The organism is Mycobacterium persicum, from assembly GCF_002086675.1.
GTDB classification, from domain to species: domain Bacteria; phylum Actinomycetota; class Actinomycetes; order Mycobacteriales; family Mycobacteriaceae; genus Mycobacterium; species Mycobacterium persicum.
On the sequence record NZ_MVIF01000032.1, the window covers coordinates 19,266 to 36,255 of the forward strand.

Annotated in this window: 4 protein-coding genes; all 4 read right to left on the minus strand. The window is 68.6% G+C overall.

Features of this window, described 5'->3' with window-relative positions; all coding sequences use genetic code 11:
- Window positions 1–31 precede the first annotated feature (31 nt).
- A complete protein-coding gene (locus tag BST40_RS12445; protein ID WP_083154401.1) occupies window positions 32–3,076 on the minus strand; it encodes a type I polyketide synthase in 3,045 nt (1,014 codons plus the stop codon).
- Complete coding sequence (locus BST40_RS12450; RefSeq protein WP_083154403.1) at window positions 3,073–9,399, minus strand: type I polyketide synthase; 6,327 nt, start codon at window positions 9,397–9,399, stop codon at window positions 3,073–3,075. The genes BST40_RS12445 and BST40_RS12450 overlap by 4 nt, the downstream gene beginning before the upstream one ends.
- 21 nt (window positions 9,400–9,420) lie before the next feature.
- The gene (locus tag BST40_RS12455; protein WP_083154405.1) at window positions 9,421–15,804 is read right to left on the minus strand and encodes a type I polyketide synthase; all 6,384 of its coding nucleotides are present in this window, start codon (window positions 15,802–15,804) and stop codon (window positions 9,421–9,423) included.
- A gap of 89 nt (window positions 15,805–15,893) precedes the next feature.
- Complete coding sequence (locus tag BST40_RS12460) at window positions 15,894–16,955, minus strand: type III polyketide synthase (RefSeq protein ID WP_075547264.1); 1,062 nt, start codon at window positions 16,953–16,955, stop codon at window positions 15,894–15,896.
- Window positions 16,956–16,990 lie beyond the last annotated feature (35 nt).

Here is a 16,990-nt window from a genome sequence, read left to right on the forward strand (position 1 = left end):
GCGGTAATTCGGCGTGCCCGGCAGGATTTCGTCATTGCAGGCTGTTGTCGTCGGACGGCTCGAGCGCCATCGCGACCAGGGCATCGGGGCTCAGCGAGTCGATGACGTCCTCGGTGACGGTCGATTCAGGCGCCGCGTCTTCGGCCCGGCCGGCCAACACCAGGAGTTTGCCCAGTAATCCGGTTCGCCGAAGCTCGCGCACTGGAATGCTTCTCAACAGCGGCCAAACCTGCTCATCGCCGGATTCGTCCAGATCGCTCGACGACAGTCGTTGACCCAGGTGACGGGCGACCGCTGTGGGAGTGGGATAGTCGAATATCAGCGTGCGCGACAACGTCAAATCGGTGGCTGCGGCCAGGCGGTTACGCAGCTCGATCCCCGTCACCGACTCGAACCCGAGATCTTCAAAAGGACGGCCCGCGTCGATGTCGCGGCTGCTCGAGTCACCCAACACCGCGGCCGCGTTTCGGCACACCAAATCGACTAGCTGACGGTGCTGTTCCGCCGGATCGAGCTCGTTCCAGCGGTGCCAGAGCATGGACCCGTCGGCGTGTTCGATGCCGTGACGGGCGCCCTCGCCAAGCCAAAAACGCTGCCGCGCAAAGCCGTAGGTGGGAAGCTCGACCGGCTGGGCACCCAGGCCGGCAAATGCCTTGGGCCAGTCTATGCTCACGCCTTCGGTGAACAGCTGACCCATTGCGGTGAGCAGGGATTCGGCTTCAGGATGGTCCTTGGCCAACAACGCCGGCGAGGTTGTCAAGCCGGCGCTGGGGCCGATCTCGAGAAACGTTGTGGCGCCTGATGACTCGGCCAACGAGATACCTTCGGCCAACCGCACCGGTTTACGCACATGCTCAACCCAATACGCCGCCGAGCCATAGTCGGCACCAGCCAATTGGCCGGTGACATTGGACACCAACGCGATCCGCGGCCGACTCACCGGTAGCCCCGCCAAGGCCGCGGCGAACTCCGCAAGCATCGGCTCCATCAATGCCGAATGAAACGCGTGCGACACCGGCAACCGGTGCATCCGCCGTCCCGTACCCGCCAGCCGGTCCGCGACCGCGTTCACCGCAGGCTCGGGGCCGGAAATCACCACCGAATCAGGCGCATTGACCGCCGCGATCTCAACTCCGGACGCCAGCAGCGGCGCCACCTCGTCTTCGCAAGCAGCCACCGCCACCATCGCGCCGCCCGCCGGCAATCCCGCCATCAGCCCGGCGCGGACCGCAACCACCCGCGCGGCGTCGGATAGCGACAACACCCCGGCCACCTGCGCAGCCGCGATCTCGCCCACCGAGTGACCCAGCACGATGTCGGGTACCGCACCCATCTCAGCCAGCAGCGCCGTCAACGCCACCTCCACGGCGAACAACGCCGGTTGGGCAAACTCGGTATTTTGCAACGCCGCCGCATCCGTACCCCACAGCACCCGTCGCAGCGGCAGCCTCAGGTATTCATCCAACGCCTCGGCGGCCGCATCGAAAGCCTTGCGGAAAACCGGGAACCGCTCGCACAGTCCGCGGCCCATGCCCAGGTATTGCACCCCTTGGCCGGGGAACACGAATGCGGTCTTGCCGACCGGCTGGGCCCGGCCGACCGCGACGCCGGTGCCCGGCTCGCCGGCGGCAAGTCCGGCAAGCCCGCTCAGCAGCTGCGCCCGACCGGTGCCCACCATTACGGCCCGGTGCTCGAACACCGACCGGGTGGACACCAGCGACCAGCCCACATCCGCCGCGCCCAGATCGGGGCGCTCGTCCATCCGGGCCAGCAGTCGCTGCACCTGGTTGGCGAGCGCCGGCGCCGTCCGGGCCGACAGCACCCACGGTATGCCGGCGGTCTGGTTGACACGTGGCATTGCCGCGCTGTCGGCGGCCGGGGCCTGCTGGAGCAACAGGTGAGCGTTGGTGCCGCCCATTCCGAACGACGACACCCCGGCCCGCCGTGGCCGCCCCCGGTCCGGCCACCCCGTCGGCGTGATGTTGACTTGCAGCCCAAGGCTTTCCACATCGATAGCGGAGCTGGCGCTGACATAGTTGAGGCTCGGCGGAATCGACGCGTTTTCGATGGCCAACACCGTCTTGATCAGGCCGGCGATTCCCGCGGCGGCGCCGGCGTGGCCGATGTTCGTCTTCACCGAGCCAACCCTGACCGGATCATGCCGGCGCTGCGCGAATATCTGACCCAGCGCCGCGGCCTCGGCCGGGTCACCGATTCTGGTGCCGGTACCGTGCGCCTCGACGTAGTCCACCCCGGTGCAGTCCACGCCGGCCTGGGCCAGCGCGCACCGGATCACGTCGGCTTGCGCCGACGTCGAGGGCGCGGTCAGGCCGGCGGAGCTGTGCCCGGCGTTGCCCACGGCGCTACCCACAATGACTGCTCGAATTCGGTTTCCGTCAGCCAGGGCCGCGCGCAGCGGCTTCAGCAGAACCAGGCCACCGCCCTCCCCGCGAACGTAGCCGTCGGCGCGGGCGTCGAACGCGTAGGTGTGTCCGGAGGTCGACACGGCACCAAACTCGTGCTCCAGCAGGGCGGTTTCGCTTGCCACGTTGAGATGTACGCCGCCGGCGATCGCCTGCTCGGAGGTCCCGGCACGCAGGCTCTCACAGGCGAGCTGAACCGCCACCAGCGACGACGATTGACCGGAATCGACAGTAATGCTCGGACCGTGCAGGGCCAAGGCATATGAGATCCGGTTGGCGATCATCGCCCTACTCACGCCGGCAAAGGAGTAGTGATCGACGTTTTCGGAGCCGTCGCGCAGCGTCAAGAACGAATAGTCGTCGTTCATTGCTCCGAGGTACACCGAGACCTGCCGTGCCCGAACCGTTTCGGGAACGATGAAGGCGTCTTCGAAAAGCTCCCAGGTCAATTCCAGCGCCAGTCGTTGCCGCGGGTCCATCGCGGCGGCCTCGCGGGGCGAGATATCGAAGAACTCCGCGTCGAAATCGGCGCTACCGACCATGGGTCCGGCGGCTTCGCGGCCTTCGGAGAGCACTCGCCAGAATTCGCCGGGGCCGGCAGCAGCGGGAAACCGGCAGGCCAGTCCGATAATTGCGATGTCGCCCGGGTTCACGGGCCCAGTTCCTCGTCGAGAATGGCGAACAGTTCGCTTTCGCTGGCGGTGCTGATGTCGGCGTCGTGGCTGACGATCGCGGCGCTGGGCGTGGCGAGGCCGGCCAGCATGGCGCGCAGCCGGTCGGACACCTGGTCCCGCTCTTCTGAGGTCCAGTCGGGCCGGTTGACCAGGGAATCGAGTTCGCGCGCAACGGCGTCGAAGCGCGCCAACCGGTCAGGTTGCTCGTCGGCGAACACGGGGACGGTGGAATCGAGTTGCTGGGCAAGGTGTTCGGCCAGCGCGGCCGGGGTCGGGTAATCGAAGATCAGCGTGGGCGACAGGGTCATCCCGGTTGCGGCCTTGATGCGGTTGCGCAGTTCCACGGCGGTCAGCGAGTCGAACCCGAGATCCTGGAAGGGCTTATGGGCATCGATGTCGACGGCGCTGGAATGTCCGAGAACGGTCGCGGCGTTGGTGATGATCACGTCGACGAGTTCGCGGTGGCGTTGCTCGGGGCTCAGCGATTGCAGACGCGAAATCAGGTCTGGCATCGACGCGGCGGTGCCGGTGCTGTCGATGACGCGCCGCGACGGGCGGCTGACCAATTCCCGCCAGAGCGGCAGCACCTCGGCATTGGCGGTCATCACCGCGGTGTTGAGCTGGGCGGCGACGACGACCGGCCGGTCGCTGAGCAGCGCGGTGTCCAGCAGTTGCAGCGCGTGCTCGGTGGTCAGCCGATCCAGTCCGGCCTGCCTCATCCGGGCGAAATCTCGTTCCCCCAAGTGCCGTGTCATGGTGCTGGGCTGTTCCCACAATCCCCAGGCAACCGACAGCCCGGCCAACCCGTGCTCGCGCCGATGGGCGGCCAACCCGTCCAGGAACGCGTTGGCTGCCGCGTAGCTGCCCTGCCCCGGGGCTCCCGCGATCCCGGCCATCGACGAAAACATCACGAACGCCGCCAGATCCACATCCTGAGTCAGCTGGTGCAGGTTCCAGGCCCCGTCAACCTTGGCCTTCAGCACCGCCTCGACCCGGCTCGGCGTCAGCGACGCGATCACCGCGTCGTCGAGCACCCCGGCGGCATGGAACACTCCCTTGAGCGGAAACGTGTCCGGTAACCCGGTCAGCACTGCTTCGAGCGCATCTCGATCGGCGACATCGCAGGCGGCCACCGAAACCTGAGCTCCACCCTGCCGCAATTGGGCCACCAACTCCGCAACGCCCGGGGCGTGCTCACCGGTGCGGCTGACCAACACCACATACCCGACCCCGTAACGCTCCACCAGATGCCGCGCCACCGCCGCCCCGGCCATTCCGGTGCCGCCGGTGATCACCACGCTGCCCCCATGGAGAACCGACCGCGCCGCCCGCCCTTGGGGGATGGTCAGCACCACCTTGCCGACGTGGCGGGCCTGGCTGACATACCGGTACGCCTGCCGAGCGCAGCGCACGTCAAAAGCCCTGACCGGCAACGGTTCCAAGGTTCGGGTGGACAGTAACTCGAGGACCTCGGAAAGCATCTGCGCAATGAGATCAGGGCCGGCCTCCATCAAGTCGAATGCCCGATAGCCCACTCCTCGATGCTGTTCGGTCACGGCCCGCGGGTCACGCAGGTCGGTCTTGCCCATCTCGATGAAACACCCACCCGGCACCAACAGCCGTAACGACGCGTCGACGAACTCCCCCGCCAGCGAGTTGAGCACCACGTCGACCCCGCCGCCGCCGGTGGCCTTGCGGAACTTCTCCTCGAAGTCGAGCGTCCGCGAATCGGCGATATGCTCGTCGTCAAAGCCCATGGCCCGCAAGGTATCCCATTTGCCGACACTTGCGGTGGCGAAGACTTCCGCACCCCAATACCGCGCCAATGCCACCGCCGCCATGCCGACGCCGCCAGTGGCGGCATGCACCAGGACCTTCTGGCCGGCTCGCACACCACCCAACACCGACAACCCGTACCACGCGGTCAGGAACGCCACCGGCATGCCCGCGGCCGCAACCAGCGACCAACCCGCCGGAACCGCCGTGACCAACCGCTCGTCCACCACCGCTTCGGGGCTCACCACCCCCAGCAAGCCCATCACCGGGTCACCGACGGACAGCCCCGTGACCCCCGGGCCGACCTCGACCACCACCCCGGCGCCCTCGGCGCCCAGCTCGCCACCGCCCGGGTACATCCCCAAGGCCACCAACACATCCCGGAAGTTCACCCCGACCGCGCCCACGGCAACCCGCACCTGGCGGGCCGCCAGGTCTACCCGCGGACACGGCCGCGCCGCCACCTCCTCGAATGTTCCGCCGCCGCCAACACCCAACCGCCACAACCGATCCGGCAACGTCAAGCCCGAATTCACCACCGCCAGCCGGGCGCCGTACACCACGCCGGAGCGCACCACCAACTGCGGCTCACCGGCACCGACGACCGCGTCGGCGGCCACGGATCCGTCCGAATCCAGCAGGACCACCCGGCCCGGGTACTCCGCCTGGGCAGACCGCACCAGCCCCCACACCGCCGCACCCGCCAGGTCGCGGACGCCTTCACCGCCCAACCCCACCGCGCCGCAGGTCAACACCACCAGGACTTCGCGACGATCATCGGCCAACCAGCGCTGCAGCGTCTGCAGCGCCGCAATCACGCGTTCGGCGACACCACCGGCACTCGCGTCGGACGCCCACACGACCACCCCGGAGTCGGCGCCGCCGGGCGCCAACGTCATCGGCGACCATGCCAGTTCGAGCAACCGGTCACCGGCCACCCCACCGGCAGCCAATGCCGCCGCTGACAACGCGTCACCCGATACCGGACGAATCGCCAACTCGCGCACCGACAACACCGGCAGGCCCGCCGAATCGGCCAGCGCCACCGACACCGAACCGGCGTCTGCCGGTGTGATCCGCACCCGGACCCGGGACGCACCGGCTGCCTGCAACGACACCCCCTGCCAGGAGAACGGCAGCGTCAACTGGTCGGCAGCCGCGGCGAATCCCCACGCATGCAGCGCGGCATCCAGCACCGCCGGGTGGATGCCAAACCCCGCCACCTTGACGTCCTCGGAAGCCGCCACCTCCGCATAGATTTCGCGCCCGCGCCGCCACACTGCCCGCAAGCCGCGAAATGCCGGCCCGTAACCGTAGCCACGTTGCGCCAACCGCTCGTAGACACCGGTCATATCCACGACGGACGCACCCACCGGCGGCCACACCGACAAGTCCACTCCGTGACCGGGACCGCCGGCCCGTAGTACCCCGTCGGCATGTAGCACCCACGAATCGCCGCCTGCCCGTGTCGAATACACCGAGAGCGTCCGGCTCCCCGCCCCGTCGGCGTCACCGACCACGACCTGTATCCGCGTCGCTTCGCCCACCGGCAATGCCAGCGGTGACAGTAAGGTCAGCTCCTGCACCACCGGACAGCCGACCTCGTCACCGGCGCGCAGCGCCAACTCCACGAATCCGGCTCCCGGGAACAGGGTTACGCCGCCCACGACGTGATCGCCCAACCATCCCTGCAGTTCGGGCGACAGCACTCCGGTCAACACCACGCCACCGGCGTCGGGGCGTTCCACCACCGCCCCCAGCAACGGATGGCCGAGTCCCCGCAAGCCGACACCGCTCAGTGTGGTCTGGTCGACTCCCAGGTCCTTCAACCAATACCCGCGCCGCATGAAGGCATAGGTGGGCAACTCGACTCGCTGGGCGCCCAGGCCGGTGAATACCGTGCGCCAGTCCATGGACATGCCCTGGGCGAACAATTCGCCAAGCCCGGTGAGCAGGGATCGGGCCTCGGGCCGGTCCTTGACCAACAGCGGCGGCGACGCCGTCAGCCCGGCCCGCGGGCCCACCTCCACGAATGTCACCGCGCCCAAGGACTCGATCACGGCCACACTGTCGGCGAACCGCACCGGCTTGCGCACATGCTCTACCCAATACGACGCCGAGCCGTACCCCGAGCCGGCCAATTGCCCGGTGACGTTGGACATCAACCCGATCTGCGGCGGATCCGCTGTCAGATCGGCCAGGACCGTGCCGAAGTCCGGCAGCATCGGCTCCATCAATACCGAATGAAACGCGTGCGATACCGCCAACCGGTGCACTCGGCGCCCCAGCGGCACCAACCGATCGACGACGACGTCCACGGCGGCCGCGGGACCCGAAACCACCACCGAATCAGCCGCATTGACCGCCGCGATCTCGACGCCGGGTGCCAGCAGCGGTGCCACCTCGTCTTCGGAAGCCGCCACCGCCACCATCGCCCCACCGGCCGGCAACCCGGCCATCAACCGACCGCGCGCTACCACCACGCGCACGGCATCGGTCAGCGACAACACCCCGGCCAGATGGGCCGCCGTGATCTCGCCCACCGAATGACCCAGCACCACGTCCGGCACCACGCCCATGTCCGCTAACAGCGCCGCCAATGCCACCTCCACGGCGAACAACGCCGGCTGGGCGAATTCGGTGCTTTCCAGCAGCGCCGCATCGGTGCCCCACAGCACCTGCCGCAACGGCAATCTCAGGTGCCGATCGAGCTCGTCGGCGACGGCGTCAAATGCTGTGGCGTATAACGGGAACCGCTCATACAGTCCTCGGCCCATGCCCAGGTATTGCGCCCCTTGCCCGGGGAAGACGAACACGGTTTGGCCGGTCGGCCGGGCGCGGCCGGCCACCACCGCAGCACCGGGCTCACCGGCGGCCAGACCGGCCAAACCCGACAGCAACTGCGCCCGCTCGGCGCCCACCACCACCGCCCGATGCTCGAACACCGACCGGGTGGACACCAACGACCACCCCACATCCGCCGGTGCCAAATCCCGACGCTGCTCCACCCACGCCAACAACCGCCGCGCCTGATTGGCCAACGCCGGCCCCGAACGCGCCGACACCACCCACGGCACCACCCCGGCAACCGGCTCGGCCAGCTCACTGGCCGCGGCACCATCCAACGAGGGCGCCTGCTCGAGAATCACATGCGCATTAGTGCCACTGATCCCAAACGACGACACCGCGGCCCGACGCGGCCGGCCCTGCCCCCGACCCGCCGCCGGCTCAGCCGGCTCAGCCGGCCAGGGCCGCGACTCGGTCAACAACGACACCGCCCCCGCCGACCAATCCACATGCGGCGTCGGCACATCCACATGCAACGTCTTGGTCAACACCCCATGCTGCATCGCCAACACCATCTTCATCACCCCGGCCACCCCCGCCGCCGCCGACGTGTGGCCCATGTTGGATTTGATCGACCCCAACCACAGCGGCTCGCTGCGCCCCTGCCCGTAAGTGGCCACAATCGCCTGCGCCTCAATCGGATCCCCCAGCATGGTCCCGGTCCCATGCCCCTCCACCACATCCACCTCGGCCACCCCAAGACGCGCGCTGGCCAACGCCGCCCGAATCACCCGCTGCTGCGCCGGCCCATTCGGTGCCGTCAGCCCGTTGGAGGCGCCATCCTGATTGACCGCCGAACCCCGCACCAACGCCAACACCGGATGCCCCCACCGCCGCGCATCGGCGAGCCGCTCCACCACCAACACCCCGGCACCCTCCGACCATGCGGTGCCGTCCGCGGCCCCCGCATACGCCTTGCACCGACCGTCGGGCGCCAGCGCCCGTTGCCGACTGAACTCCACGAACGCCGCCGGGGTGGCCATCACCGTCACCCCACCCACCAACGCCAGATCACACTCGCGCGAGCGCAACGACTGCACCGCCAGATGCAACGCCACCAACGACGACGAACACGCCGTATCCACCGACACCGCCGGGCCCTCCAACCCCAGCACATACGCCACCCGACCCGACGCCACACTCAACGTCGAACCCGTCAGGCCGTACCCCTCCAGCTCACCCTTGACCTCGCCGCCGTAACCGGCATGAATGACGCCGACGAACACGCCGGTCGCCGAGCCGCGCAGCGTGGTCGGGTCAATCCCGGTGCGTTCCAATGCTTCCCACGACACCTCCAGCATCAACCGCTGCTGCGGATCCATCGCCAACGCCTCGTTCGGCCCGATACCGAAGAACCCGGCGTCGAAGTCGCCCGCGTCGGCGAGGAATCCACCCCGCCGCGTGTAGGTCTTCCCGGGCGCATCCGGATCCGGATCGAACATCCCCTCGATGTCCCAGCCGCGATCGGAAGGGAATTCCGAGATGACGTCGCGTCCGTCGATCAGCATCTGCCACAACGACTCCGGCGAGTCGGCGCCACCCGGATAGCGGCAGCCCATCCCCACGATCGCCACCGGCTCCGACAGCCGGTCCTCCAATTCGGCAAGCCGGCGCCGGGCGCGCCGCAGATCTGCGGTCAACCGTTTGAGGTAATCAACATGCTTTGCAGTGCCCGTCAAAGTCGCTCCTTGGTGGCTGGCTCAGGAGCCGAGTTCTTCATCGAGCATGGCGAAGAGCTGGCTTTCGCTGGCGGTGGCGATGTCGTCGTCGGCGGTGAGATGGGCCAGGATTGCGTGCAGCCGGTCGGCCAGCCGTGCCTTGTCCTGCGGTGCCCAGTCGCCGCGGTCGATCAGCCTGTCGAGCTCGCCGGCCATGTCGTTGCAGCGGGCCAGGAGATCGGGTTGGTCCGGGGTGGCGGCGGCCAGACGGCTGTCGAGATGTTCGGCGAGGGCGGCGGGGGTGGGGTAATCGAAGATCAGCGTGGGCGAAAGTGCCAGGCCGGTCGCCGTTTTCAGCCGGTTGCGCAGTTCGACGGCCGTCAGCGAGTCGAAGCCCAGATCCTGGAACGCGAGGCGGGCGTTGATGTCAGCGGTGCTGGAACGTCCCAGCACGGTGGCGGCGTTGCTACAGACCACGTCGACGAGTTCGCGGTGTCGCTGCTCGGGACCGAGTGAACGCAGCCTGGATACCAATCCCGTTGCCGAGACGGCGGTGTCGGTGTCGTCGACGACGCGTCGGGTCGGGCGGGCGGCTAACTCGCTGAGCAACGGTGATGGCGCGGTGCCGTCGGCGCCGAGCACCCGGGTGTCGAGCCGGGTGGCCACCACGACGGCGCGGTCCGCGACCATTGCGGCATCGAGCAACTCCAGCGCCTGCGCGGTTGACAGGGTTGCCAGCCCCGCCCGACTCATCCGGGCCTTGTCGCGGTCCCCCAGATGCCGGGTCATCGCACTGGCCTGTTCCCACAACCCCCAGGCCACCGACAATCCCGGCAACCCATGCGCGCGCCGATACGCCGCCAGCCCGTCGAGGAAGCTGTTGGCCGCCGCGTAATTGCCTTGGCCCGGGGTACCCATCACGCCGGCCATCGACGAAAAGAGCACGAACGCCGAGACATCCAGATCTCGGGTCAACTCGTGCAAATTCCACGCCCCGTCGACCTTGGCGCGCAGCACGGCATCCATCCGGTCGGGCGTCAGCGAGGCGATCAGCCCGTCGTCGAGGACCCCGGCGGCATGAAACACCCCCCGAAGCGGATACCGCGGCGGCACCTGCGCGAGCAGCGCCGCAACCGCGTCACGGTCAGCCACGTCACACGCCGCTACCCAAACCTGGGCACCGGCATCCCGCACCTCGGCGGCCAGCTCCGAAATCCCTTGCGCCCGGGTCCCGGATCGACTGACGAGCATCACGTGGGCCACCCGGTGGCGCGACACGACGTGGCGAGCCAGCGCCGCACCAGCCATCCCGGTCCCGCCGGTGATCACGACCGTGCCCCCGGCAAGCCCGGCGGCGCTGTCGGAAACCGTCAACACCACCTTGCCGATATGGCGGGCCTGGCTGACGAAGCGATACGCCCGCCGGGCCAGCATCATGTCGAAGGCCTTGGTCGGCAACGGCTTCAACTCTCCGGCGGCGAACATCTCCATCAGTTCGGCCAACATCTGCGCGATCCGGTCCGGCCCGGCTTCGATCAGATCGAACGCACGGTAACCGGCGCCCCGATACCGCCCGGCGATCGTCTCCGGGTCGCGAATATCGGTCTTGCCCATTTCGATGAAGCGTCCGCCCGGGCTCAGCAGCCGCAGCGACGCGTCGACAAACTCGCCGGCCAGCGAGTTGAGCACCACGTCGACTCCGGCGCCGCCGGTGGTGTGGCGGAACTTCTCCTCGAATTCCAGGGTGCGGGAGTCGCCGATATGGTCGTCGTCAAAACCAAGCTCCCGCAAGGTATCCCACTTGCCGCGACCGGCGGTGGCGAAAACCTCCAGGCCCCAGCGCCGGGCCAGCTGCACCGCGGCCATACCCACCCCGCCGGCAGCCGCGTGCACCAACACCTTCTGCCCGGCCCGCACCCCCGCCAAGTCCGACAGACCGTAGAACGCCGTCAGGAACACCACCGGGACACCGGCAGCCGTATCCAGCGGCCAGCCCGCCGGAACCGTGGTCACCAGCCGCTGATCCACCACCGCCTCGGGTCCCGCCACGCCGAGCAGCCCCATCACCGCGTCGCCGACGGCCACCCCGGAAACACCCGGCCCTATCTCGACGACCACCCCGGCGCCCTCGATGCCGAGCTCGCCCCCGCCCGGATACATGCCCAGCGCCACCAGCACGTCGCGGAAGTTCACCCCGACCGCGCCCACCGCTACTCGTACCTGCCCGGCGGTGAGCTCGCTTCGCTCACACGGGCCCACCTGCACGTCGTCGAGTGTGCCCGCGCCTCCGGGGACCAAGCGCCACCCCGACGGGACCGCGGGCGGCCGAAGCGTCGGGTCGGCCGGCCGCAGCCGAGCCTGATAGGCCACACCGCCGCGCGCCACCAGTTGCGGCTCACCAGAACGGGTTACCGCGCTGACATCCACCGACCCGTCCGAATCCAGCAGCACCACCCGGCCGGGATGCTCCGCCTGCGCCGAACGCACCAGCCCCCACACCGCCGCACCGGCCAAGTCCGTGACGTCCTCGTCCGCCAGACCCACCGCGCCATGGGTCAGCACCACCAGAACGCCGTCCTCGTCGCCGGACAACCACGACTGCAACACCGCCAGCACCGCATGGCTGGCCGCGCGCACCGATTCCACCACGTCCGCCTGCCGTGGCACCTGGGCAGCCAACTCCCACACCGTCGTGGGTGCCTCGGCAATACGGTTGTGCGCCAGCGTTATCGGCGACCAACCGACCTGGAACAAGCCGCCGTCACCACGCGCGACCGCGGACAGCGCCCGGTCGGGCAACGGACGAAACGCCACGGTCCGTACGGTCAAGACGGGCAAGCCCGCCGTATCAGCCAATTCCAGCGACACCGCGTCGGCACCCGCAGGAGCCAGGCGGACCCGCACCTGGGATGCCCCCGCGGCATGCAGCGACACGCCCTGCCACGAGAACGGCAGCACCGTTTTGTCCTGCGCGCCGGCGACGCCCACCGCATGCAGTGCCGCATCAAGCACTACCGGATGGATGCCGAATCCGCCGACGTCCAGGCCGGCGTGCTCGGGCAGCGACACCTCGGCGAAGATCGCCTCCCCCAGCTGCCACATCGCCCGTAGACCGCGAAACGCCGGACCATACGTGTAGCCCCGTACGGCCAGCCGCTCGTAGGCGTCGGCCACATCCAACCGGGCTGCGCCCGCCGGTGGCCATACCGATAGGTCTGTTCCCGGAGCGAGGACCCCGGGCGCCAACACCGCCTCAGCGTGTAACGTCCAGGCCGAATCCGGTTGGGCAGCACGCGAATACATCGATGCGCTGCGGCGGCCCGACGCATCTTCGTCACTGACCACGAGCTGCACCTGCGCCGCGCCGGCCGTCGGCAACAGCAGCGGGGCGATCACCGTCAGCTCCGCCACGGTGGCGCAGCCGACCTCGTCGCCGGCCCGGATAGCCAGCTCCGCGAATCCCGCACCCGGGAACAACGCCACCCCCGCCACCGCGTGGTCGGCCAACCATGGCTGGCTGGCCACCGATAGCTGGCCTGTCAGCACGACTCCGCCGGAGTCGGGCCGCTCGACTACCGCACCCAGCAAGCCGTGCGCGGCGCCGGTCAACCCCAGACGCCCCGCATCCAATCGCCCGGCATCGGTTTGGGGTAGCCAGAATCGGCGATGGACGAAGCCGTACGTCGGCAGCTCCACCCGGCGAGCGTGCAGACCGGCGAACGCCGCGGCCCAATCCAGCCCGACGCCCGCCACGTGGGCCTGTGCTGCCGACAGCCAGAATCTGTCCAGTCCGCCGTCATCGCGGCCCAGTGACGGGATGACGATCGGTTGGTCGGCGCCGGCGGAGTCGTGGTCGGTCAACGTCTCTTCAATGGCGGCGGTCAGGACGGGGTGCGGGCTCGACTCGATGAAGACCTGGTATCCGGCGTCGAAGGCGGTGCGGATGGCCCGGTCGAATTGCACCGTCTGGCGGATGTTTTGATACCAATAGTCGGCGTTGAGGCCGGCGGTATCCGTGAATTGACCTGTCACGGTGGAGAGGAAGGCGATGGACGCCGATCGGGGCTCGATGCCGGCCAGGGCGGCGGTGAGTTCGGTCCGGATCTCGTCGACGTGGGCGGAGTGCGACGCGTAGTCGACGTCGACCCGGCGGGCCCGGATGTCGGCCGCGTCGCAACGCCGGATCAGTTCCTCGACGGCGGGCACTTCTCCGGAGACCACGATCGTCGAAACACCGTTGACCGCAGCGATATTCAGACGGCTGCCGCAGTGAGACAGCAGCTCCCGGGCGCGGCTCAGTGGACAGGAGATCGACGCCATACCGCCGGCACCAGCCAACCGCACCAACAGCCGGCTGCGCAGCGCCACCACCCGAGCCGCGTCGTTCACCGACAGTGCTCCGGCCACACAGGCCGCCGCGATCTCGCCCTGCGAATGCCCGATCACCGCGTCGGGCACCACCCCGACCGATCGCCACAATTCGGCCAGCGACACCATGATCGCCCACAGCGCCGGCTGGACGACATCCACCCGGTCCAGCCCGGGCGCTCCCGGGGCGCCGCGCACCACGTCGAGCAACGACCAGGGTAGGTACTCACCAAGGGCTTTGTCGCAGCGACGCAGGTGCTCGGCGAAAACCGGTGCGGCGTCGAGTAACTGGGCCCCCATGCCGACCCACTGCGACCCCTGGCCGGGGAAGACGAACACGGTTTGGCCGGTCGGCCGGGCGCGGCCGGCCACCACCGCAGCACCGGGCTCACCGGCGGCCAGACCGGCCAAACCCGACAGCAACTGCGCCCGCTCGGCGCCCACCACCACCGCCCGATGCTCGAACACCGACCGGGTGGACACCAACGACCACCCCACATCCGCCGGTGCCAAATCCCGACGCTGCTCCACCCACGCCAACAACCGCCGCGCCTGATTGGCCAACGCCGGCCCCGAACGCGCCGACACCACCCACGGCACCACCCCGGCAACCGGCTCGGCCAGCTCACTGGCCGCGGCACCATCCAACGAGGGCGCCTGCTCGAGAATCACATGCGCATTAGTGCCACTGATCCCAAACGACGACACCGCGGCCCGACGCGGCCGGCCCTGCCCCCGACCCGCCGCCGGCTCAGCCGGCTCAGCCGGCCAGGGCCGCGACTCGGTCAACAACGACACCGCCCCCGCCGACCAATCCACATGCGGCGTCGGCACATCCACATGCAACGTCTTGGGCAACACCCCATGCTGCATCGCCAACACCATCTTCATCACCCCGGCCACCCCCGCCGCCGCCGACGTGTGGCCCATGTTGGATTTGATCGACCCCAACCACAGCGGCTCGCTGCGCCCCTGCCCGTAAGTGGCCACAATCGCCTGCGCCTCAATCGGATCCCCCAGCATGGTCCCGGTCCCATGCCCCTCCACCACATCCACCTCGGCCACCCCAAGACGCGCGCTGGCCAACGCCGCCCGAATCACCCGCTGCTGCGCCGGCCCATTCGGTGTCGCCAGCCCGTTGGAGGCGCCATCCTGATTGACCGCCGAACCCCGCACCAACGCCAACACCGGATGCCCCCACCGCCGCGCATCGGCGAGCCGCTCCACCACCAACACCCCGGCGCCCTCGGAAAAGCCGGTGCCGTCGGCAGCCCCCGCATACGCCTTGCACCGACCGTCGGGCGCCAGCGCCCGTTGCCGACTGAACTCCACGAACATCGCCGGGGTGGCCATCACCGTCACCCCACCCACCAACGCCAGATCACACTCGCGCGAGCGCAACGACTGCACCGCCAGATGCAACGCCACCAACGACGACGAACACGCCGTATCCACCGACACCGCCGGGCCCTCCAACCCCAGCACATACGCCACCCGACCCGACGCCACACTCAACGTCGAACCGCGCAGGCCGTACCTCTCGAGGTCGCCGGGCACCCGGCCCTGCCCGCCGTAGGAGCCGTGGAACACGCCGACGAACACGCCGGTCGCCGAGCCGCGCAGCGTGGTCGGGTCAATCCCGGTGCGTTCCAAGGCTTCCCAGGACACCTCCAGCAGCAACCGCTGCTGCGGATCCATCGCCAACGCCTCGCTGGGCGCTATCCCGAAGAACTCGGCGTCGAAACCGGCGACGTCGCTGAGGAATCCGCCGCTGCGGGTGTACGAGGTGCCCACCGCGTCGGGGTCGGGGTCAAACAGATTCGTCAGGTCCCAGCCACGATCACCCGGAAAGTCCGACACCACGTCCCGGCCGGCGGCCACCATCTCCCACAGGCTTTCGGGGCTGTCGATACCGCCCGGATACCGGCAGCCGATCCCCACCACGGCCACCGGCTCCGTCGTCTGGGCCAGAAAGTCGCGGTTGTCCCGCTTCAGCCGCTCGTTTTCCTTGAGTGTTTTGCGCAGGGCCGTGATGAGCTGTTCTCGGGTGCTGTCCATACCACGCGGTCTTTCGTACTACTCCAGGAATCGGCGCGACCGGCACGCCGCCTCCGTAACCCCCAGACCGAGCAGACAGTCCACGTCGACTAGTGCCAGCGCAGCAGTACTAGTTCGGAGCAGAATCCGGGGCCCATCGCCATCATCAGACCCGGACTTCCACTGGGCGGCGGTTTGGCGATGGTGTCGCGCAGCACGTGCAGCACCGACGCCGAGGAGAGGTTGCCGATCTCGCCCAACGAGCGCCAGGTCAGCTCCAACGCCTCCGGGGGCAGGTTGAGACTCTCGGTGATCGCATTGATGATCTTGGGGCCACCGGGGTGGGTCACCCAGGCGCCGATGTCGGTAGTGCTCAAGTCGTGCGCGGCCAGGAAAGTGCTGACGTCCTCGGCCATGTACTCCTCGACAACGGCCGCCAGATCCTTGGACAGGACGAGCTCGAATCCGGCGGAGCCGACGTCGTATCCCATGGTGCGCAGTGAGTCGGGGTAGAGATGGCTGCGCGAGTCGAGGATGTCCGGTCCGTCGGCACCGACGTGGTCGGCGCGACGGTCCCCCACCGCCACCACTGCGGCGGCGCCGTCAGCAAACAATGCACTGCCCACCAGACCGGCCAGCGAGGGTTTGTATCCGGGATAGGTGAGCGAGCACAACTCGACCGAAACCAGGGCCGCGATGCCGTCCGGCGCTCCGCGCAGGTAGTCGTGCAGCCGCGCGACACCCGCCGCTCCGGCCACGCAGCCCAGGCCGAACAGCGGCAACCGCCGCACATCCGGGCGCAACCCGACCCGGCCGGCGATGCGCGCGTCCAGCGACGGCACCGCCACACCGGTGACCGTGGTGGTGATGATGAGATCGAGGTCCTCGGGCTGCAGCCCGGCCACATCGAGCGCCCCCATCAGGGCTTCGACGCCAAGGTCTACGGCTTTGTCGATGAAAATTTCGTTGGCCTCGCCGAAGTCGTTCAGCTTCGGGTACATCTCCAACGGCAGGACCAGGTGACGGCTGTCGACCTTCGAATTGGCATGCAACTGCCGGACGACGTCTTCGTAGCCCCGGAAATCCGGGATGTTGACGAATGTTTCGGTGAGTTCCTGCTGGCTATAGCGATATGGCGGCAGAGCACCGAACACACCGGCGATGACGCTCACTGGTCCCACCCCTTTAACACGAACATCAACGCCGA